A 20533-nucleotide genomic window follows, 5' to 3' on the forward strand; every position below is an offset into this window, starting at 1 on the left:
GTTGACGTTTTCGTGGTTACCATAACGTTGCCCGTTGGCGCTGCGCCCTGTCACTGAATTGATCGGACACAAGCGCGATCGGAGCTAGGATGTATACAACGGGCCGGCTCAGGGCCCGTTTGAAGGCAGGACGGAATGGTATATCGGCGCCGCAGATCCACGCAGATGCAGGCCGCAACCGAATCGGTTGCCGTGGCCCCGACTGCGCCGGTCGCGCGCCCGGCCAGGCCCCGCGCGCGCATGATGCGTCAATACGACCTCGTCGAGCGCGTCCGATCGTACAATCCCAACACCAACGAAGACCTGCTGAACCGTGCCTATGTCTATGCCATGAAGGCGCATGGTTCGCAGACCCGCGCCTCGGGCGATCCGTATTTCTCGCACCCGCTCGAAGTGGCAGCGATTCTCACCGACCTGAAGCTCGACGACGCCACCATCGTGGCCGCGCTGCTGCACGATACGATCGAGGATACCGAGGCGACGCGGGCCGAGATCGACCAGATCTTCGGGCCGGAGATTGGCGCGCTGGTCGAGGGCTTGACCAAGCTGAAGCGGCTCGAGCTGGTGTCGCGCGAGGCCAAGCAGGCCGAGAACCTGCGCAAATTGTTGCTGGCCATTGCCGACGATGTCCGCGTGCTTCTGGTCAAGCTCGCCGACCGACTGCACAACATGCGAACGCTGGATTTCGTGCCGACGGAATCGCGCCGGCGCATCGCCGAGGAGACGCTCGACATCTACGCGCCGCTGGCGGGGCGCATGGGCATGCAGGAAATGCGTGAGGAGCTGGAGGATCTGTCCTTCCGCACCCTCGATCCGGAAGCCTATTCGGTGGTGATGCAGCGGCTCGACGCGCTCGCCGAGCGCAACCGTAATTTGATCGGCGAGATCGAGGATCAGCTCTCCAACAATCTGCGCCACAGGGGTCTCGGCGCGCGGGTCTATGGCCGCCGCAAGAAGCCGTTCTCGATCTGGACCAAGATGGAGCGCAAGTCGGTCGGCTTCGAGCAATTGTCCGACATCTTCGGCTTCCGCCTCGTCGTTAACGATATCGAGGCCTGCTATCGCGCGCTCGGGATCGTCCATACCACCTGGCCGGTCGTGCCGGGGCGCTTCAAGGACTACATTTCGACGCCGAAGCAGAACGACTACCGCTCGATCCACACCACCGTGATCGGTCCCGGCAACCAGCGCGTCGAGCTCCAGATCCGCACCGAGGCGATGGACCAGATTGCCGAGCGCGGCATCGCCGCGCATGTCTTCTACAAGGAAGGCGTAGGCTCGCCGACCGAATACCTCAAGCGCGAGTCCAACGCGTTCGCCTGGCTGCGCCACACCATCGGAATCCTCTCCGAGAGCGCTAATCCCGAGGAATTCCTCGAGCATACCAAGCTCGAACTGTTCCACGACCAGGTGTTCTGCTTCACCCCGAAGGGCAAGCTGATCGCGCTGCCGCGCCACGCCAACGTGATCGACTTCGCCTATGCGGTGCACACCGACGTCGGCAACAGCGCGGTGGGCTGCAAGATCAACGGCAAGTTCGCGCCGCTCTCCTCGGAACTCCAGAACGGTGACGAGGTCGAGGTGCTGACATCGGAAGCGCAATCGGCGCCGCCGTCGGCCTGGGAGACGCTCGCGGTCACCGGCAAGGCACGCGCCGCGATCCGCCGCGCCACGCGCACCGCCGTGCGGGATCAATATGTCGGACTCGGCCGGCGCATCGTCGAGCGCCTGTTCGAGCGCGCCAAGATCGAATATGCCGACGACAAGCTCAAGGGCGCGCTGCCGCGGCTCGCGCGCACGTCGATCGAGGACGTCATGGCGGCGGTGGGCCGCGGCGAGATCAAGGCGTCCCACGTCGCGCGAGCGATGTATCCGGACTACAAGGAGGAACGGATCGCGCGCTACGGCGTCAAGAAGGGGCTTGCGGCCAAGCTCAAGGAAAAGGGCGCCTCGGAGCCGCCGCGCAGCCCGGTCGCGATTCCGATCCGCGGCATCAACTCCGACTTGCCGATCAAGTTCGCGCCCAATGGCGGCGCCGTGCCCGGGGATCGCATCGTCGGCATCGTCACGCCGGGCGAGGGCATCACGATCTATCCGATCCAGGCGCCCGCCCTGAAGGATTTCGAGGAGGAGCCGGAGCGCTGGCTCGATGTCCGGTGGGACATCGAGGATTCCGCGCCGCAGCGCTTCCCGGCCCGCATCAAGGTGGAGAACGTCAACGAGCCTGGCGCCTTGGCGCAGATCGCGACCGTGATCGCCGAGCACGACGGCAACATCGACAACATCAGCATGCAGCGCCGCTCGCCCGACTTCACGGAGACGACGATCGATCTCGAAGTCTACGATCTGAAGCACCTGAGCGCGATCCTGGCTCAGTTGCGCGCGAAGGCGGTCGTCGCCAAAGTCGAACGTGTTAATGGATGATGCTTGTCGTTGCCGGGCTTGCCCCGGCAACCCATCTCTTCAAAAAAGATGGATGCGCGGGTCGAGCCCGCGCATGACAAGTTGGGAAATGTCAATTCGCGAGTCCTGAAATGCCCGCAACTCCGCTCCGCCTCGGCGTCAATGTCGACCATGTCGCGACTCTGCGTAACGCGCGCGGTGGCCGCAATCCGGATCCGGTGCGCGCGGCGCTGCTCGCGATCGAGGCCGGCGCCGACGGCATCACCGCGCATCTGCGCGAGGATCGCCGGCACATCCGCGACGAGGACATGGCGCGGCTGAAGGCGGAGATCTCCAAACCGCTCAATTTCGAGATGGCGGCGACTGACGACATGCTGCGCATCTCGCTCGCCACCAAGCCGCATGCGGTGTGCCTTGTTCCGGAGCGGCGCCAGGAGGTAACGACCGAGGGCGGGCTGGATGTGGTCGGCCAGCACAACGCGCTCGCGCCCTATATCGCGCGGCTGAACGATGCCGGCATCCGGGTCTCGCTGTTCATCGCCGCCGATCCCGCCCAGATCGAAATGGCGGCACGACTGCGCGCGCCCGTGATCGAGATCCACACCGGCGCCTGGTGCGACGCCGTCGTCGACGGCCACGCCGACAAGGCCGCGGTCGAATGGCGGCGGATCGTGGCGGGGGCGAAGCTGGCCAAGGATGCGGGGCTCGAGGTCCATGCCGGGCACGGGCTCGACTATGCCACGGCGGAGACGATCGCGGCCCTGCCTGAGATCATGGAGCTCAATATCGGCTACTACATGATCGGCGAGGCGCTGTTCGTGGGTCTGGCCGAGACCGTGCGCAACATGCGCGCGGCGATGGACCGTGGCCGGGGCCGGGCATGATCATCGGCATCGGCTCCGACCTGATCGACATCACCCGCGTGGCCAAGGTGATCGAACGGCATGGCGAGCGCTTCCTCGACCGCATCTTCACCGCGGCCGAGCGGGCCAAGGCGGAGCGGCGCGCCAAGAACGAGAAGATGGTGGTGGCGACCTACGCCAAGCGCTTCGCCGCCAAGGAGGCCTGCTCCAAGGCGCTCGGCACCGGCATCAGGCGCGGCGTCTGGTGGCGCGACATGGGGGTGGTCAACCTGCCGGGAGGGCGGCCGACCATGCAGCTGACCGGCGGCGCCCTGGCCCGGCTCCAGGCCCTGACGCCGGAGGGCTTCGAAGCCCGGATCGATGTTTCGATCACCGATGACTGGCCGCTGGCGCAGGCCTTTGTCATCATTTCCGCCGTGCCGCTGGCGAAGCCCTGAAGCGCTCCGCTCGATTTTATAATTCGCGTTTGAAATCAAAGTCTTACTCAGTTTTGATGCGATCCTTGATTGCGTGGCCTCCGACAACCGTCTAAAAGTCCGCCGACGCAAATCAGCCTGGGCGAATTCGGCTTTACGCCGGAATTGGCCCTCACTATCAGAATCAGGACAATCTCCATGGGCCGCGAAGCAATGGGCTGTTCGCGCCAAGGAGGGCGCTCTGTGACCGCCGGCCGGAATTGAGAGAGCAATGAGCGTGACTTCAGGAACGAAAACTGAGAGCGGCGTCGGTGAAACGATCCGGGTCGTCATTCATGCTCTCCTGATCGCGCTGGTGATCCGCACCTTCCTGTTTCAGCCTTTCAACATCCCGTCCGGCTCGATGAAGGCGACGTTGCTGGTCGGCGACTATCTGTTCGTCTCGAAATATTCCTACGGCTATAGCCACTATTCGATTCCGTTCTCGCCGCCGCTGTTCTCGGGGCGAATCTGGGGCTCGGATCCGAACCGCGGCGACATCGTCGTGTTCCGCCTGCCGAAGGACGATTCCACCGACTACATCAAGCGCGTGATCGGGCTTCCGGGCGACCGCGTCCAGATGCGGGACGGTCTGCTCTACATCAACGACACGCCCGTCGAGCGGCAGCGCATGAGCGAATATGTCGGCGAGGACCCCTGCGGCTCGGAAGGCGGCGGCATCTCCCGGGTGAAGCGCTGGAAGGAAACGCTGCCGAACGGCGTGTCCTATGAGACGCTGGACTGCGCCGACAACGGCTACATGGACAACACCAACGTCTACACGGTGCCGCCCGGTCACTTCTTCATGATGGGCGACAATCGCGACAACTCCACCGACAGCCGCTTCCTCGGCCAGGTCGGCTACGTGCCGCAGGAAAATCTGATCGGCCGCGCTCAGATGATCTTCTTCTCCATCGCCGAGGGCGAGCATGCCTGGATGTTCTGGCGCTGGCCGTGGGCGGTACGCTGGAATCGTTTCTTCAAAATCGTCCGATGAAAGACGAAGCCAAGGACATCGCGATCCAACCGACCGAGGCGCAAGCCGCTCCCGAGAGCGAAGCCGCACCGAAAACGCCTGCCAAGAAGAAGCGGGCGCGAAGCAGCAAGGCCAAGGGCGCGGATGCCAACGCGGCGGTCGAGGCGCGCATCGGGCACCGCTTCGCCGACCCAAACCTGTTGATGCAGGCGATCACGCATGTGTCGGCGCTGAAGTCCGGGCGCAAGCGCGGTGATAGCTATCAGCGGCTGGAGTTCCTCGGCGACCACGTGCTCGGGCTCGTCGTCTCCGACATGCTCTATCACGCCTTCCCGAACGCCGACGAGGGCGAGCTGTCCAAGCGGCTCGCCGAACTCGTGCGCAAGGAGAGCTGCGCGGACGTCGCCAAGTCGCTCGGTCTCGTCGACGACATCAAGCTCGGCTCGGTCGGCTCCAGCGCCGACGCCCGCCTGCGCAAATCCATCCTCGGCGACATCTGCGAGGCCGTGATCGGCGCCATCTACCTCGACGGCGGCCATGCCGCGGCCGCCGAATTCGTCAAGCGCAACTGGACCGAGCGCATGCACAAGCCGCGCCGTCCCTTGCGCGATCCCAAGACCGTGCTGCAGGAATGGGCGCAAGGCAAGGGACTGCCGACGCCTGTTTACCGCGAGGTCGAGCGCACCGGCCCGCATCACGATCCGCAGTTCCGTGTCGCGGTCGATCTGCCGGGGCTGGCGCCGGCCGAAGGTATCGGCGGTAGCAAGCGCGCGGCAGAGAAGGTGGCAGCGTCAGTGATGATCGAGCGTGAAGGCGTTGGCGGCGGCAATGATGGCTGAAGCAAGCGGCGAGGCGCCCACTGCGACGCGCTGCGGCTTCGTGGCGCTGATCGGTGCTCCGAATGTCGGCAAGTCCACGCTGGTCAACGCGCTGGTCGGTGCCAAGGTCACGATCGTCTCGCGCAAGGTGCAGACCACGCGCGCGTTGATCCGCGGCATCGTCATCGAGAACAACGCGCAGATCATCCTGGTTGACACGCCCGGCATCTTCTCGCCCAAGCGCCGGCTCGACCGCGCCATGGTCTCGACCGCCTGGAGCGGGGCGCATGACGCCGATCTCGTCTGCGTGCTGCTGGATGCCAAGACGGGGATCGACGAGGAAGCGGAGGCGATTCTCGCCAAGGCCGCCAGCGTCAATCACGAGAAGATCCTGGTGATCAACAAGGTCGATCTGGTCCAGCGCGAGAAGCTGCTGGCGCTGGCGCAAGTTGCCAACGAGCGCATGAAGTTCGCGAGGACATTCATGATCTCTGCGATCTCCGGCGATGGGGTCGACGACATCCGCAAGACGCTCGCGGACATGGTGCCGCCGGGCCCGTTCCTCTATCCCGAGGACCAGATGTCGGACGCGCCGATGCGGCAGCTCGCGGCCGAGATCACGCGCGAAAAGATCTATCAGAAGCTGCACCAGGAATTGCCCTACCAGTCCACGGTCGAGACCGACAAATGGGAGGAGCGCAAGGACAAGTCGGTGCGGATCGAGCAGACGATCTTCGTCGAGCGCGAAAGCCAGCGCAAGATCGTGCTCGGCAAGGGCGGCGCCACAATCAAGTCGATCGGCGCGGATTCGCGGAAGGAACTGATGCAGATCCTGGACGTGCCGGTGCATCTGTTCCTGTTCGTCAAGGTGCGCGAGAACTGGGGCGACGATCCCGATCGCTACCGCGAGATGGGCCTGGACTTCCCCAGGGAATAACCAAGAAAAGACAGGTCACCGATGAGCGTGCCCAGTAACGTCCGGCGCTTCGAAGCGCTGCTCTATGCATCGTTGATGCTGGATGCCCTCTCGGTCGCGGTGCAGGACCGCACGCCCAACGCCGAGATGACCGAGCAGATGATCATGACGGCGACCTTGCTCGCCGGCGGCATGATCCTGCTGCTGGTTTATTTCGTCTGGCTGGCTGCGTATCGGCGCAAGAACTGGCCGCGCTGGGTGCTGGCGGCAGCGCTCGCGCTGTCGGTGATCTCGCTCGGCCAGATCATCGGGGAGAAGGGCCTGGAGCTCGACAGTGCCATCGAGATCGTCTCTTGCGCGCTGACCACGATGGGCCTTTATTTCTCCTTCACCGGCGATGCGCAGGGCTGGTTCAACGCGTGAGGTCTCGAGATTCCGGGTTCGCCTCTTCGAGGCGCCCCGGAATGATAGGGATGGCGCTGCGCTCCTGATCGAAATCCTGTAAGCTTCTCCCATGGAATGGACCGACGAGGGCATCGTGCTGGGTGTGCGGCGGCATGGCGAAAGCAGCGCCATCGTCGAGCTCCTGACGCGCGCGCATGGCCGTCATCTCGGCCTCGTCCGCGGCGGTGCCAGCTCGCGGATGCGGCCGCTCTTGCAGCCCGGCAACAGCGTCAGCGCGGTGTGGCGGGCGCGCCTCGACGAGCATCTCGGGACCTATGCGATCGAGGGATTGAGGCTGCGCGCGGCGACGCTGCTGGCATCGTCCCACGGGGTCTATGGCGTCACTCATCTCGCCTCGGTTGCGCGGCTCTTGCCGGAGCGCGATCCGCACGAAGACATCTTTGCATTGCTCGAACATTCGCTCGACAATTTCGACGATATCGGCAGCGCCGCCGTGCACCTGATCCATTTCGAGATGGCGATGCTCGCAGAGCTGGGTTTCGGCCTTGCGCTGGACAATTGCGCGGTGACCGGCGAGACCACGGACCTGATCTATGTTTCGCCGAAATCCGGTGGCGCGGTGTCGCGCGGCGCGGGCGAGCCGTGGCGCGACCGGCTGTTGCGGCTGCCGCCTTTTCTGCGCCATGGCGAAACAGCGAGCGATCTCACCGAGCAGGATCTCCAGGACGGCTTTCGGCTCACCGGCCTGTTCCTGCTGCGTCACGTGCTGGAGCCGCGCGGGCAGGGCCATTCCGATGCCCGGGCCGGCTTCATCAATGCCCTGATACGGCAGCAGGCGAGGGTGGCGCTCCCAGCGCCATGAGCACATCGGGGCTCTGCATTGCCCCTCCGCATGGAGTTCCCCGGAACGAAATCGGGTCGGCCTTCAGGTTCCACAAATGGGGGCAGCCTAAATGTTGATCAGGGGATTCGCCTTGTCCGCGGCGCTGCTTACGTTCGTGCCCGATGCCACGGCCGGGGAGCCGCAACCTGGCTTGTTTCGCCGGGCATCCTGCACGGTCGTCCGGTATTATGTGGCGAAATATTCCGCTGCCGCCGCAGAGACATGGGCGCGGGCCCATGGCGCGACCGAGGCCGAAATCGAAGCCGCCCGCCGTTGCGTGAGCAATGCGCCGACACCCGCCCAAACGCCTGGTCAGGCCAAAACCCAGACATTCACCGCCGGCTGGGCAGGCCAGTAGGCCGCCTCCAGGGGAACCATTCGATCCTTGCCCGATTCGCTTCCACGGTTTAACCGGGCGGCATGGGAAAACGAATCGTTCCGCCGGAAGAACCGGCCGAAATCCACGACGTGCCGCTGCGCGAGGCGCTGGAAGAGCGCTATCTCGCCTACGCGCTCTCGACCATCATGCACCGCGCGCTGCCGGACGCACGCGATGGCCTGAAGCCGGTGCACCGGCGCATCCTCTACGGCATGCGGCTGCTGCGGCTCGACCCCGGCACGGCCTTCAAGAAATCCGCAAAGATCGTCGGCGACGTGATGGGCTCGTTCCATCCGCATGGCGACCAGGCGATCTACGACGCCATGGTTCGCCTCGCGCAGGATTTCTCCTCGCGCTATCCGCTGGTCGACGGCCAGGGCAATTTCGGCAACATCGACGGCGATAACCCCGCCGCCTACCGCTATACCGAAGCGCGCATGACCGACGTCGCGCGGCTTCTGCTCGAGGGCATCGACGAGGACGGCGTCGAGTTTCGCGCCAATTACGACGGTCAGTCGAAAGAGCCCGTCGTGCTGCCCGGCGGCTTCCCGAACCTGCTCGCCAATGGCGCGCAGGGCATTGCGGTCGGCATGGCCACCTCGATCCCGCCGCACAACGCCGCCGAGCTTTGCGATGCCGCGCTGCATCTGATCGAGAAGCCCGATGCGAAATCCAGGGCGCTGCTGAAATGGGTGAAGGGACCGGATTTCCCGACCGGCGGCATCATCGTCGATTCCAAGCAGGCGATTGCGGAAGCCTACACGACCGGCCGGGGCTCGTTCCGTGTCCGTGCGAGATGGGAGCAGGAAGAAGGCGCCCGCGGCAGTTGGGTCGTCGTCGTCACTGAGATACCCTTCCTCGTGCAGAAGTCGCGCCTGATCGAGAAGGTCGCCGAGCTGCTGGACCAGAAGAAACTGCCGCTGGTCGGCGACATCAGGGACGAGTCGGCCGAAGACGTCCGCATCGTGATCGAGCCGAAATCGAAGAACGTCGATCCGGCGCTGATGATGGAATCGCTGTTCCGGCTCACCGAGCTGGAAAGCAAGATCCCGCTGAACCTTAACGTGCTGATCAAGGGCAAGGTGCCCAAGGTGGTCGGCCTGGCCGAGTGCTTGCGCGAATGGCTCGATCATCTGCGCGACGTGCTGATCCGGCGCAGCAATTATCGCAAGGCGCAGATCGAGCACCGGCTGGAAGTCCTCGGCGGATTCCTGATCGCCTATCTGAACATCGACAAGGTGATCAAGATCATCCGCACCGAGGATGAGCCGAAGCCCGAGCTGATGAAGGCCTTCAAGCTCACCGAGGTTCAGGCCGAAGCCATCCTCAACATGCGCCTGCGGTCCTTGCGCAAGCTCGAGGAGATGGAGATCCGCACCGAGGACAAGAACCTCCGCGGCGAGCTCAAGGGCATCAATGCGGTGCTCGCCTCCGAAGCCGAACAGTGGAAGAAGGTCAGCGAGCAGGTCGGCAAGGTCCGCGACATGTTCGGACCGAAGACGCCGCTCGGCAAGCGCCGTACCACTTTTGCGGACGCGCCCGAGCACGATCTCGCCGCGATCGAGGAGGCCTTCGTCGAGCGCGAGCCGGTGACGGTCGTCGTCTCCGACAAGGGCTGGATCCGCACCATGAAGGGCCATGTCGAGGATCTCTCGGGCCTTGCCTTCAAGCAGGACGACAAGCTCGGCTTCGCCTTCTTCGCGGAGACGACCTCGAAGCTGCTGCTGTTCGCGACCAACGGCAAGTTCTACTCGCTCGACGTCGCGAAGCTGCCGGGCGGCCGCGGTCACGGCGAGCCGATCCGGCTGTTCATCGACCTCGAGCAGGAAGCCGCGCCCGTCGCGCTGTTCGTGCACAAGGGGGGACGCAAATTCCTGGTCGCGAGCCACGAGGGCCAGGGCTTCGTCGTCCACGAGGACGATTGCGTCGGCACCACCAAGAAGGGCAAGCAGGTCCTCAACGTGGACATGCCGAACGAGGCGCGCGCGATCACCGAGGTGCTCGGCGACACCGTCGCGGTCATCGGCGACAACCGCAAGATGCTGGTCTTCCCGCTCGACCAGGTGCCGGAGATGGCGCGCGGCCGTGGCGTTCGCTTGCAGAAGTACAAGGATGGCGGCCTTTCGGATATTGCCGTGTTCGACGCCAAGGCCGGCCTGACCTGGAAGGACTCCGCCGGTCGCGAATTCTCCGCGACCATGAAGGAGCTCGCGGAGTGGCAAGGCACCCGCGCCGATGCCGGCCGCCTGCCGCCGAAGGGCTTCCCGAAGTCGAACAAGTTCGGCCGGGGGATCGGGTAGGGCGGCTCTCGTGTCCCGGACGCGCTGCACCGCCCTTCGCGTTGCTGCGCAGAGCCGGGACCCACGCTGCGCGGATTGCTCGGGGACATGGGCCCCGGCTCTGCGGCGCACCGCTGAAGAAGCGCTGCGCCGCGTCCGGGGCACGAGGATGTGGCGCGCATCTGTCCCCACATCGTCATTGCGAGCGTAGCGAAGCAATCCAGAATCCCGCCGCGGAAAGACTCTGGATTGCTCCGCTGCGCTCGCAATGACGCGGAGGAGATTGCGCTGCTCTCCAACTGACATTGAGTACCCCGCAAACGCGTGGCAGATACCCACGATCGCATAAGTACGGGCACGAACATTGCTTTTTGCTGGCGACTGCGAACGTTTCAGTCAAAAGGCAAAACCACATCCATGTTCAAACTGAAGGCTTTCATTCCGGCGCTGTTCGGCCTCGCGCTGGTGGCGGCGCCGGCGAATGCGGCGGGCAATCTCGTCGCGGTGCTCGAGGCGGAAATCGTCACCCTCGATCCGCATTTCTCCACGGCCTATATTTCGCGCACGTTCGGCTACATGGTGTTCGATACGCTGTTTGCGAAGGACTCCAAGGGAGACATCAAACCGCAGATGGTGCAGGACTGGAAAGTCTCGTCCGACGGTCTGACCTACAGCTTCACCCTGCGCGACGGCTTGAAATGGCATGACGGCCAGCCGGTCACCGCGGCCGATTGCGTGGCCTCGCTGCGCCGCTGGGGCACCCGCAGCGCGCTCGGCCGCCGCATCTTCGCGATCACCGCATCGCTCGAGCCGACCGACGCCAGGACCTTCGTGCTGACGCTGAAGGAGCCGTCGGGTCTCGTCATCGACGCGCTCGGCAATCCCGTCAGCCCCGTCGCCTTCATGATGCCCGAGCGCATCGCCAAGACGCCGGGCGACCAGCGCATCACCGAGATCATCGGCTCGGGTCCCTTTGTCTACAGCAAGGCCGATCACCGCACCGGCGATCGCATGGTTCTGAAGAAATTCGCCGATTATGTGCCACGCCCCGAGCCCGCCGACTTCCTCGCCGGCGGCAAACGCGTCAATATCGACACGCTGGAGATCCGCGTCATCCCCGACGGTGCGACCGCAGCCTCCGCGCTCCAGGCCGGCGAGATCGACTTCATGCAATACGCCCCGTTCGATCTGTTGCCTCAGTTGGAGAAGAACTCCCGCATCAAGCTCGTCAACTTCACCGGCGGCAACATGTTCGCGGGCGCCTACCGCCTCAACGCCGCGTCGAAACCGTTCGACGATCCCGCGATCCGGCGCGTGCTGTGGAAGCTGGTCGACCAGCGCGAAGTGCTGGATGCGCTCGGACTCGACGCCAAGTACGCCACGCCCTGCGCGACCTATTTCACCTGCGGCACCACTTATGAGAGCACGGCCGGCACCGAAGCGGCGGCGAAGCCGTCGATCGAAGCGGCGAAGGCCACTCTGAAGGCGACCAAATATGCCGGCGAGCCTGTCGTCGTCATGGAGGCCAACGATCTCGAAGCCCCGCGCGTCTCGGCGCAGGTGCTCGCCGAGCGGATGAAGGCTGCCGGCTTCAACGTCGATCTGCAGGTCATGGACTGGGCGAGCGTGCTGGCGCGCCGCGCCAAGAAGGACGGCTGGAGCGTCTACGGCGTTCACGCCGGCGGTTTCGATCTGGGCTCCCCGCTGACCAATGTCATGGTTGCCTTCAACTGCGCCGACTTCACCGGCTGGCATTGCGATGCGCGCATCACGCCCTTGATGGAGGCCTTCGCCAAGGCACCGGCCGAGGAGGACCGCAAAAAGATCGCGGGCGAGATCCAGGCCGTCATGTACGATCAGGCACCCGCAATTCCGTGGGGCCAGTTCGCTCAACCGGCCGCCTATCGCGCGACCTTGCGCGGTCTGATACCGTCCGCCATCCCGGTGTTCTGGAACGTTGAGAAGTAACGCGATGTACGATGTCATTGTTGTCGGCGGTGGTTCCGCCGGCGCCGCCGTTGCGGCACGGCTGTCCGAGGATCCCGGCCGGCGCGTCCTGCTGCTGGAAGCGGGACGCGACTGGCGCGCCGACGAGGCGCCCTGGGAGGTGCGGACGCCCAATCCGATCCCGATCATTCACAAGCGCGAATACCAGCAGAAATGGCAATGGCCTGACCTCTTGACGCGCCGGGTGGCGGGGCAGGAGCCGCGCTTCTACTGGCGCGGCAAGGGGCTCGGCGGCTCATCGATGATGAACGGCCAGATCGCGATCCGCGGCGTTGCGGACGCCTTCGACGAATGGGCGGCCAATGGCTGCATCGGCTGGTCGGCGAAGGAGGTGATGCCGCTGTTCTCCGTGATCGAGGACGATCTGGAATTCGGCGATGCCGAGGGCCACGGCCGCGGTGGGCCGTTGCCGGTCTATCGCGCGCCGCCGGAGACATGGGGCCCGATCGATCGCGGTTTGCGCGACGCTGCGCTGGCGAGCGGATACCCCTGGTGTGCCGATGTCAACGGTCCTGATGGCGAGGGCGTCGCCTGCTATCCCATCAACAGCCGCGACAGCCGCCGCATCACCACCAATGAGGGCTATCTGGAGCCCGCACGCGGCCGCGCCAATCTGGAGATCCGCGGGCATGCGCTGGTCGATCGCGTGCTGATCAGCGACGGCCGGGCGACCGGCGTCCGCGTTCACATCGAAGGACAGGGCACGAGCGAGATCGCGGCGCACCATATCGTGCTGTGCGCCGGCGCCATTCACAGTCCGGCGATCCTGCTGCGCTCGGGCATCGGACCGGCCGAGGAGTTGCGGGCGATGGGGATCGCGGTCGCGCGCGATCTGCCGGTCGGCCGTCATTTCTTTGACCACCCGCTCTTTCGTGCCACCATCCAGCTCCGGGAGGAACTTCGTCCCACCGATCCCGATACGCGACACACCAATTGCTGCGTGACCTACTCTTCGGGCCTCGCCAATGGCGGCAAGCGCGACATGATCCTGATCGCCTTCAATCACCGCGGCGTCGGCGTGCCAGGCGCGATCGGTGCCGGGCTGTTCAACGCGTACTCCCGCGGCACGCTCAAGCTCGCCTCGACCGATCCCGCGATCGATCCCATCGTCGAGGAGAACATGCTGGCCGATCCCCGCGACATGCTGCGGATGATGGATGCGGTGAGGCGCCTTGCGGTGATCACCTCGCAGCCGGCGCTATCTGGGATTTCCGACTGGATCCGGCTCGCCGACACCGATCTGACATTGCCGCAAGCCGCCAGCCTGCCGGATCACGAGCTCGATGCGGTGCTGCGCCGTGAGACCGGCGACATCCAGCACGCCGCCGGCAGCTGCCGCATGAGCGGCGCTGGAGATTCAGACGGCGTGGTCAACCCCGATGGCACGGTGAAAGGCATCGCGGGCCTGCGCGTCGCCGACGCCTCGATCATGCCGTCGGACTGCCGGGCCAACACGCATTTCACGACGGTGGTGATCGGCGAGGCGATCGCGCGAATGATGATGCGGTAGTGCCGCGACGACGGTCTCATGCCCCGCGAATTTGGGCATCCGTACGCCGCGGCCTCTCTTCTCAATCTCGGCTGCCTCGGAGTACTGGATCGCCCGGTCTGCACATCAAGCCGGGCGATGACACCGAGTGTGGGGGCGTTCAGATCGTCTGACCGCCTGATACCTCGATCCGTTGCCCGGTCACCCATCGATTGTCCTCGCTCAGCAGGCTCGCGACCATCGGGCCGATATCATCCGGGACACCAACGCGGCCCAGCGCGGTCATGCCGGCGAATTGCTTGTTCACGTCGGGATTGTCACGGACCAGGCCACCGCCAAAGTCGGTTTCGATCGCGCCGGGCGCAACGCTATTGACGCGGATGCCACGCGGCCCAAGTTCTCTGGCCATGCAGACCGCCATCATGTCAGCGGCGGCTTTCGCCATGGTGTAGACAGCGAAGCCCGGATAAGTGACACGCGTCAAGCCACTGCCGATGGTGACGATCGAGCCACCGTCTGCCATCAGCGGCAACAAGGCCTGGGTGAGGAAGAATACGCCTTTGACATGCAGGTTCATCTGCTGGTCGAACTGAGCTTCGGTGGTCTCCCCGAGCGGAGCGAAGAGGCCATCGCCGGCATTGTGCACGAGGTGGTCGAAGCTCTCGCGACCAAATGTCTCCTTCAGCGTCAGGCCCAGTCTTTGCGCGAAGGAGGGAAAGTTGGCGACGTCGGCGCTGTCCAGCTGAAAGGCCACGGCCCGGCGTCCCATCGCCTTGATCTCGGAAACGGCGCTCTCCGCGAGGTCCGCACGGCTCCGGTATGTGATGATGACATCGCTGCCCTTGCGCGCGATGTTGACGGCCATGTTGCGGCCAAGGCCGCGGCTCGCGCCGGTGACGATTGCAATTTTTGCCATGTGATGTCTCCTTCGTTTGACACGGCGAAGGTGGCAGACACCGCGGCATTCGAGTTGCCGGATCCTTGAACCTTCTTGCCTATTCCTCCAAATGACCGCGAGCGTCCCTCAGGCCCGGCCGTCGCTGCGTCGAACGATCAATTCACGTGCCCAAAGTTGAAGCAGTCCGGCCATGTCGGTTGCCGGAGCCCGCGGCTGGTGTAAATTCGCGTAATGACGACGACCTTCCTTGAAACGGTTCGCCGCTATGCGGACTCGCACTCCGACCAAAACGGCACGGCCAGGACGCCGATTCCGGGCCTTACGGCCATACGGGCGCTGACGCCGGGCCAGCTCCAATACGCAATCAACCGACCGCTTGTCGCGCTCGTCCTGCAGGGCCGAAAGCGCGTGACGATGGGAGCCCACACCTTCGACTTCGGGGCAGGAGAGTCGCTCCTGATCTCGGCGGACGTGCCAACGGTGAGCCAGATTACCCGTGCCAGTGCGCAGCTCCCATATTATTCCCTGGTCGTCGAGCTCGACCCGGCGGTGATCGCGAGCCTGATCGTGGAGATGAACCTTGCTCCCGAGCAGCAAGGCATTCCCGTGCGCGTCGATCCGACCGAAACGGAGGTTGCCGATGCCGCGCTCCGCTTGATGCGGCTGCTCGAGCGTCCGTCCTCCTTGCCGGTTCTGCGATCTCAATTCATTCGCGAAATCCACTATTGGCTGCTGGCGGGGCGACACGGCGCGGCGATAAGGGCTCTCGGCGTCGCGGACAGTCATGCGCAACGCATTGCGCGCGCCGTCGCGATCATTCGATCCGAATACGCAAAGCCGCTGCGGATCGAGCGCCTGGCGGAAGCGGCTGCCATGAGTCCTTCCTCGTTTCACCAGCACTTCCGCGCGATTACATCACTCACTCCCTTGCAATTTCAGAAGCAGCTGCGGCTCATCGAGGCGCGCAGGATGATGCTGTCCGAGGGCTCGGACGTGAGCAGCGCGGCCTTCGGAGTAGGCTACGAAAGCGTCTCCCAATTCACGAGAGAGTATGGGCGCATGTTCGGGCTGCCGCCGGCCAAGGATATCAAGGCCGCGCTCGGTCAACTGGACACCGCAGCCTGATGCTAAGCCGGATCATCGACCACCCGGGACATGCAAGGCCGGACAGCGTAGCGGCTCTCCTAGATCATTCCCGCCAATCTTAGCGCCACGCCCGCGGCACAGCTGCCAGCCAGCACCGTCAGCATCCCCAGCTTGAATCGGAAGATCGCCGTCGCCGCCGCGATGGCCAGCAGCAACGCGGGGATATCAACGCTCGTCAGCACCGGCCTGTCGAAATCCAGCGGAAACGCGTGCACCGGCACGGTCTCGCGGAATAGCGCGTGCAGCGCGAACCAGATCGAGAGGTTGAGGATCACGCCGACGACCGCGGCGGTAATCGCGCTGAGCGCACCGGCGAGGCCCGTGTTGCCGCGCAGGCGCTCGATATAAGGCGCGCCGACGAAGATCCAGAGGAAGCAGGGCGTGAAGGTGACCCAGGTCGCGAGCAGGCCGCCGAGCGTCGCCGCGAGCATCGGCGACAGGCCGCCGGGATCGCGGAAGGCGGCCATGAAGCCCACGAACTGGAGCACCATGATCAGGGGCCCCGGCGTCGTCTCGGCCATGCCGAGGCCGTCGAGCATCTCGTGCGGTTTCAGCCAGTGATAGTGCTCGACCGCCTGCTGGGCCACGTAGGCCAGCACCGCGTAGGCGCCGCCGAAGGTGACCAGTGCCATCTTCGAGAAGAACAGGGCGACCTGGCTGAACACATTGGCCTGTCCGACGAACAACAGCAGCGCGATCACCGGGACAAGCCAGAGCGCCAGCCACATTGCGCCGACGCGGATCGCCCGTGCCGCGTTGGGACGGACATGATCGGGCACGGCCTCGCCGAGCATGCTGTCGATCGCGGCACCGCTGCCGCCATGGCCGTGACCGGCCGGCGCGAATTCCGGACGGCCGCTTCGGGCGCCGGCATAGCCGATGAGGCCGGCGGCGATGATGATGATCGGGAAGGGGACCGCGAAGAAGAAGATCGCGACGAAGGCCGCGGCCGCGAGCGCGATCATGATGCGGTTCTTCAGCGCGCGCTTGCCGACGCGCGCCACCGCCTCGACGACGACGGCGAGCACGGCAGCCTTGAGGCCGAAGAACAGCGCCTCGACGAAGCTGACATTGCCGAACGCGGCATAGACGTAGCTGAGGCCCATGATGGCGATGATGCCGGGCAGGATGAACAGCCCGCCCGCCATCAGCCCGCCGGCGGTGCGGTGCATCAGCCAGCCGACATAGGTCGCGAGCTGCTGCGCCTCGGGTCCCGGCAGCAGCATGCAGTAATTCAGCGCATGCAGGAACCGGCCTTCCGAGATCCATTTTTTTTCCTCGACCAGGATGCGGTGCATCACCGCGATCTGGCCCGCGGGCCCGCCAAAGCTGAGGCAGGCGACGCGGAGCCAGACGCGAAAGGCCTCATTGGAGCTGACGCCGTGACCGGCGTCAGCTCCTGCCTGAACGTTACGGATGTCCATTTACGCCTTCACCTTGTTGGTCGGCCAGTTGTGCGTCTCGGTGGTGGCGTCGCGGCACCAGCGGTAGAAGGCATCGTAGAGCGTCATGCCGGCCTCGAGCTGTTCGAGGTCGTCGTCGTACATCCGGGACAGCCCGAGCGAGGCCGCGAGCAGGCCCGGTGCCTCCGGCGCGAGGTCCGGCCGCGCGGTGTCGGCGCCGCGCACCAGCGTCGCGAGGCGAAGCAGGGCCGGCGTTGCGATCCCGAATTCCTCGATCATCACGTCGAAGGTGCAGAGCTCGCCACGGTGGCTCCAGAACACGTTCTCGATGTCGAAGGGGGCGGCACCAAAGCGCTCGCCGACTCCCACCACTTCCGACGGCGCGACGTACAGGAACACCGCGCTGGGATCGACGAAGCGGCGGATCAGCCACGGGCAGGCGATGCGATCGACCTTCGGACGCGCTCGCGTGACCCAGACGGTGCGGCCCTCGGCATCGCGTGGCGGCAGCTTGCGGGCATCGAGCAGCGGCAGCTTGGCCGCCTTCCAGCCCTCGAAGCCGCCCTCCAGCGTCTCCGCTTGCACCCCGAGCTGGCGCAGCCAGGCCGCGGTGCCTTGCGCGAGCTTCTCACCGCGGAAGCAGGACACGACGGCGCGGCGGCCGGAGAAAGCGTCCCCCCAGTCCGTCACATTGTCGTGGCTGAGCTTGATGGAGCCGGGGATCAGCCGCCGATCGGCGGCAAAATCCTCCTCGGTGCGCACATCGATCAGGACAGGCGCGTTCGCCGTGCCGATCAGCCGTGCCATTTTGTCAGACGAAATGGTCGTGAATGTAGACATGATGCGTCCTCGCAAGAAACGAACGGGACGCGATGCTTGGGCCTGTCGCCTCGTGGGGAGATCGCTCAAATCCCCATGGCGCAGATTACAGCGAAACTAAGTAGTACTGTCAATCCGCGGGACGATTGGACCTTAGAAAATTGGTGCCTGCCGTCTATATTGCGCGCCGGCAGACCTGAATCTTCGGGAGAATTCGATGCATTCCCATTCCATCGAACAATGGACCCATGACCACGCCTTCCTCGGCGAGAAGCACGACGAGAACGAGCGCCGCACCTGGCTCGTGGTCGTCCTGACGCTGGTCATGATGGTTGGCGAGATCGTGGCAGGCTCGCTGTTCGGTTCGATGGCGCTGCTGGCCGACGGCTGGCACATGGGCACGCATGCGGCCGCGCTCGGCATTGCCGCCTTCGCCTATCGTTTCGCGCGCCGGCACCTGGGGAATGCGCACTTTACCTTCGGCACCGGCAAGTTCGGGGATCTTGCCGCCTTCGCCAGCGCGATCATCCTCGGCCTGATTGCGGTCGAGATCGCCTATGAGAGCGTGCTGCGGCTGATCACGCCGGTACCGATCGTCTATGGCGAAGCCATGGCCGTGGCTGCCCTCGGCCTGTGCGTCAATCTCGCCAGCGTGTGGCTGCTGCGCGATAGCCACGATCATTACCATCACGGTCACGGTCACGGCCATGGCCATGCGCATGATGACCACGACGATCACGACCGCGACCACGATCATCACGGCCATCATCATCACCATCACCACGACAACAACCTTCGCGCGGCCTATGTCCATGTCATGACCGATGCCGCGACCTCTGTGCTGGCGATCGCAGCACTCGCCGTCGCCATGTATTCAGGCTGGGTCTGGGCCGATCCGGCGGTGGGCCTGATCGGCAGCGTCGTGATCGCGAGCTGGGCGTACGGCCTGATCAGGTCATCGGGTGCGGTGCTGCTCGACGTGCGCGCCGACGAGAAGCTGGAGCGGGTGATCCGGGCCCGCATGGAGGTCGGCGACGATCGCGTGACCGACCTCCATCTCTGGCAGGTCGGCCCCGGCCATTGCGCCGTGCTACTCTCGGTGGTGTCGGACAAGCCGAAGCAGCCGGCCGTGTACAAGCGGCGGCTCGCGGGATTGAAGGGCCTCAGCCACGTCACGGTCGAGGTCGAGACCTGCCCGCATTGACGGGCCGCGCGAACGGACCCGCCGTTGTGCTGCTGCCACCATGCTGGCAGCAGCACCGTGCTAACGCCCGGAGGAACTTCGTGACGGGGGATGGTGGTGGGCGAGTGGGCCGGGGTTGCGATCGCACTGGCGTCGAGCAGCTTCGGCGGAACCGCTGCGGCCATTACGCGCTATCTTGTCGACGGCGCCGATCCCATCCTGCTCGCGATCCTGCGCTGGGGGATCGGCTTTCTCTGCTTGTTGCCTTGCGCGCTTCTGCTGGGCGTGCGGTGGCCGCAACGGCCCGACTGGCCTGTGGTGATGCTGCTTGGCATCTGCTTCTTCGGCCTGTTCTTCATCCTCTATAACATCGCGGTCTCCTACACGACCGCCGCGCGCGCTAGTCTCGCGCTGGCGACGTTGCCGCTCCACACCATGATGGTCGGCGCGCTGCTCGGCGTGGAGCCCCTGTCCGCGCGCAAGGTCACGGGCGTCGGCATCGCCGTGCTCGGCGTGGCGGCGGCGCTTGCAGCGGGGCTCGCGCAGAGTCCGCCCGGCGCCTGGCGCGGCGAGTTGATCATGACCGGCGCCGTGTTCTGCATGGCGTTCTACAACGTGCTGTCGCGTCCGCTGATGCAGCGCTCCAGCGCGCTCGGTTTTCTCACCGTCGGCATGGGCGCGGGCGCAATTGCGCTTGTGCTGGTGGGGCTGACTAAAGGTAGCTTTGCGGCGCTCGAGCACTTCACGGCGGCGCAGTGGATTGCCGGCGTCTATCTGGGCATTGGCGGCGGCGCGCTCGCTTTCATCCTCTGGGTCATGGCGCTGGCGCGGGCGACGCCGACCCGGGTCGCCAATACGATGACGGTCAATCCGATCGCCGCGGCTCTGCTGGCGGCGCTGCTGATCGGCGAGCCGATCACGGGAAATCTTCTGATCGGGCTGGTCGCGGTGTTCGCCGGCATCTGGATTGCGACCAGCGAGGTAAAGGCGGCCTAGCTCCGCGGCGCGGTCGCCGTCGGCTGGCTCGCGTCCGGGGACTTCTTCGGCTTCAGCGTCCCGGCATAGAACGAGAGCAGCCATATCAGGAGGACGGCGAGGAGATAGACGCCCCATGCCTGCGGCGGCGTAGTCGCCCAGCGCAGGAGGCTCTTGAATGTGCGGGGCGGGCCAGCGTCGTCGCTCATGGCTCGCTTGTGCGCGAAAGCGGCTGC

The 20533-nt window shown here is 65.1% G+C and carries 19 protein-coding genes; 15 read left to right on the forward strand and 4 right to left on the reverse strand.

Annotated elements, in window-relative coordinates:
• Window positions 1-135: 135 nt before the first annotated feature.
• The 12 genes from EHH60_RS02835 (at window position 136) to EHH60_RS02895 (ending at window position 13894) form a co-directional block, all read left to right on the forward strand.
• Window positions 136-2424, forward strand: a complete 2289-nt coding sequence (locus EHH60_RS02835) for a RelA/SpoT family protein (RefSeq protein ID WP_124157963.1) — start codon at window positions 136-138, stop codon at window positions 2422-2424.
• Window positions 2425-2534: 110 nt separating this feature from the next.
• On the forward strand, window positions 2535-3287 hold the full coding sequence (locus EHH60_RS02840; protein WP_124157964.1) for a pyridoxine 5'-phosphate synthase: 753 nt from the start codon (window positions 2535-2537) through the stop codon (window positions 3285-3287).
• Complete coding sequence (gene acpS, locus EHH60_RS02845) at window positions 3284-3703, forward strand: holo-ACP synthase (protein ID WP_124157965.1); 420 nt, start codon at window positions 3284-3286, stop codon at window positions 3701-3703. Before EHH60_RS02840 ends, acpS begins: the two co-directional genes overlap by 4 nt.
• Window positions 3704-3953: 250 nt before the next feature.
• Entirely contained in the window at window positions 3954-4718 is a 765-nt protein-coding gene (lepB, locus tag EHH60_RS02850) for a signal peptidase I (protein WP_061877333.1), read from the forward strand.
• The gene (gene rnc / locus EHH60_RS02855; protein ID WP_124157966.1) at window positions 4715-5536 is read left to right on the forward strand and encodes a ribonuclease III; all 822 of its coding nucleotides are present in this window, start codon (window positions 4715-4717) and stop codon (window positions 5534-5536) included. Before lepB ends, rnc begins: the two co-directional genes overlap by 4 nt.
• A complete protein-coding gene (gene era, locus EHH60_RS02860) occupies window positions 5526-6452 on the forward strand; it encodes a GTPase Era (RefSeq protein ID WP_124157967.1) in 927 nt (308 codons plus the stop codon). Before rnc ends, era begins: the two co-directional genes overlap by 11 nt.
• 21 nt (window positions 6453-6473) lie before the next feature.
• Complete coding sequence (locus EHH60_RS02865; protein ID WP_124157968.1) at window positions 6474-6854, forward strand: hypothetical protein; 381 nt, start codon at window positions 6474-6476, stop codon at window positions 6852-6854.
• 91 nt (window positions 6855-6945) lie between these two features.
• Window positions 6946-7698, forward strand: coding sequence for a DNA repair protein RecO (gene recO, locus EHH60_RS02870; RefSeq protein ID WP_124157969.1), 753 nt, complete (start codon window positions 6946-6948; stop codon window positions 7696-7698).
• 91 nt (window positions 7699-7789) lie between these two features.
• Window positions 7790-8077 (forward strand): hypothetical protein, encoded by a 288-nt coding sequence (locus EHH60_RS02875; RefSeq protein ID WP_124157970.1) that lies wholly within the window; start codon window positions 7790-7792, stop codon window positions 8075-8077.
• Window positions 8078-8139: 62 nt separating this feature from the next.
• Window positions 8140-10398 (forward strand): DNA topoisomerase IV subunit A, encoded by a 2259-nt coding sequence (gene parC, locus EHH60_RS02880; RefSeq protein WP_124157971.1) that lies wholly within the window; start codon window positions 8140-8142, stop codon window positions 10396-10398.
• 396 nt (window positions 10399-10794) lie between these two features.
• Window positions 10795-12345, forward strand: coding sequence for an ABC transporter substrate-binding protein (locus EHH60_RS02890; protein WP_124157973.1), 1551 nt, complete (start codon window positions 10795-10797; stop codon window positions 12343-12345).
• Between the two features lie 4 nt (window positions 12346-12349).
• On the forward strand, window positions 12350-13894 hold the full coding sequence (locus EHH60_RS02895; protein WP_124157974.1) for a GMC family oxidoreductase: 1545 nt from the start codon (window positions 12350-12352) through the stop codon (window positions 13892-13894).
• Window positions 13895-14033: 139 nt separating this feature from the next.
• On the opposite strand, the gene EHH60_RS02900 is transcribed toward EHH60_RS02895, so the two are convergent.
• A complete protein-coding gene (locus EHH60_RS02900) occupies window positions 14034-14789 on the reverse strand; it encodes an SDR family NAD(P)-dependent oxidoreductase (RefSeq protein WP_124157975.1) in 756 nt (251 codons plus the stop codon).
• Between the two features lie 213 nt (window positions 14790-15002).
• Between EHH60_RS02900 and EHH60_RS02905 the strand changes: the two genes are divergently transcribed.
• Complete coding sequence (locus tag EHH60_RS02905; protein WP_124157976.1) at window positions 15003-15896, forward strand: AraC family transcriptional regulator; 894 nt, start codon at window positions 15003-15005, stop codon at window positions 15894-15896.
• A 59-nt stretch (window positions 15897-15955) separates the two neighbouring features.
• Here EHH60_RS02905 and chrA read toward each other — a convergent pair whose 3' ends face one another.
• Window positions 15956-17341, reverse strand: coding sequence for a chromate efflux transporter (chrA, locus tag EHH60_RS02910; RefSeq protein ID WP_124157977.1), 1386 nt, complete (start codon window positions 17339-17341; stop codon window positions 15956-15958).
• Window positions 17342-18160 carry a chromate resistance protein ChrB domain-containing protein gene (locus EHH60_RS02915; protein WP_148090212.1) on the reverse strand — a complete coding sequence of 273 codons (819 nt, stop codon included), beginning with the start codon at window positions 18158-18160 and terminating at the stop codon, window positions 17342-17344. It abuts the gene before it with no gap.
• A 196-nt stretch (window positions 18161-18356) separates the two neighbouring features.
• Here EHH60_RS02915 and dmeF point away from each other — a divergent pair, with 196 nt between their 5' ends.
• Both dmeF and EHH60_RS02925 read left to right on the forward strand, forming a co-directional pair.
• On the forward strand, window positions 18357-19343 hold the full coding sequence (gene dmeF, locus EHH60_RS02920; protein ID WP_124157979.1) for a CDF family Co(II)/Ni(II) efflux transporter DmeF: 987 nt from the start codon (window positions 18357-18359) through the stop codon (window positions 19341-19343).
• Between the two features lie 96 nt (window positions 19344-19439).
• Window positions 19440-20318, forward strand: coding sequence for a DMT family transporter (locus EHH60_RS02925; protein ID WP_124158336.1), 879 nt, complete (start codon window positions 19440-19442; stop codon window positions 20316-20318).
• Here the strand turns inward: EHH60_RS02925 and EHH60_RS02930 are convergent.
• A complete protein-coding gene (locus EHH60_RS02930; protein WP_124157980.1) occupies window positions 20315-20506 on the reverse strand; it encodes a hypothetical protein in 192 nt (63 codons plus the stop codon). The genes EHH60_RS02925 and EHH60_RS02930 overlap by 4 nt on opposite strands.
• Between the last annotated feature and the right edge of the window lie 27 nt (window positions 20507-20533).

This window comes from Bradyrhizobium sp. RP6 (assembly GCF_003837805.1).
GTDB lineage: Bacteria > Pseudomonadota > Alphaproteobacteria > Rhizobiales > Xanthobacteraceae > Bradyrhizobium.

Coding starts and splice junctions, on each gene's coding strand:
- EHH60_RS02835 (WP_124157963.1), top strand. CDS start 136: ATGGTATATCGGCGCCGCAGATCCACGCAGATGCAGGCCGCAACCGAA.
- EHH60_RS02840 (WP_124157964.1), top strand. CDS start 2,535: ATGCCCGCAACTCCGCTCCGCCTCGGCGTCAATGTCGACCATGTCGCG.
- acpS (WP_124157965.1), top strand. CDS start 3,284: ATGATCATCGGCATCGGCTCCGACCTGATCGACATCACCCGCGTGGCC.
- lepB (WP_061877333.1), top strand. CDS start 3,954: ATGAGCGTGACTTCAGGAACGAAAACTGAGAGCGGCGTCGGTGAAACG.
- rnc (WP_124157966.1), top strand. CDS start 4,715: ATGAAAGACGAAGCCAAGGACATCGCGATCCAACCGACCGAGGCGCAA.
- era (WP_124157967.1), top strand. CDS start 5,526: ATGATGGCTGAAGCAAGCGGCGAGGCGCCCACTGCGACGCGCTGCGGC.
- EHH60_RS02865 (WP_124157968.1), top strand. CDS start 6,474: ATGAGCGTGCCCAGTAACGTCCGGCGCTTCGAAGCGCTGCTCTATGCA.
- recO (WP_124157969.1), top strand. CDS start 6,946: ATGGAATGGACCGACGAGGGCATCGTGCTGGGTGTGCGGCGGCATGGC.
- EHH60_RS02875 (WP_124157970.1), top strand. CDS start 7,790: ATGTTGATCAGGGGATTCGCCTTGTCCGCGGCGCTGCTTACGTTCGTG.
- parC (WP_124157971.1), top strand. CDS start 8,140: ATGGGAAAACGAATCGTTCCGCCGGAAGAACCGGCCGAAATCCACGAC.
- EHH60_RS02890 (WP_124157973.1), top strand. CDS start 10,795: ATGTTCAAACTGAAGGCTTTCATTCCGGCGCTGTTCGGCCTCGCGCTG.
- EHH60_RS02895 (WP_124157974.1), top strand. CDS start 12,350: ATGTACGATGTCATTGTTGTCGGCGGTGGTTCCGCCGGCGCCGCCGTT.
- EHH60_RS02900 (WP_124157975.1), bottom strand. CDS start 14,789: ATGGCAAAAATTGCAATCGTCACCGGCGCGAGCCGCGGCCTTGGCCGC.
- EHH60_RS02905 (WP_124157976.1), top strand. CDS start 15,003: ATGACGACGACCTTCCTTGAAACGGTTCGCCGCTATGCGGACTCGCAC.
- chrA (WP_124157977.1), bottom strand. CDS start 17,341: ATGGACATCCGTAACGTTCAGGCAGGAGCTGACGCCGGTCACGGCGTC.
- EHH60_RS02915 (WP_148090212.1), bottom strand. CDS start 18,160: ATGTCTACATTCACGACCATTTCGTCTGACAAAATGGCACGGCTGATC.
- dmeF (WP_124157979.1), top strand. CDS start 18,357: ATGCATTCCCATTCCATCGAACAATGGACCCATGACCACGCCTTCCTC.
- EHH60_RS02930 (WP_124157980.1), bottom strand. CDS start 20,506: ATGAGCGACGACGCTGGCCCGCCCCGCACATTCAAGAGCCTCCTGCGC.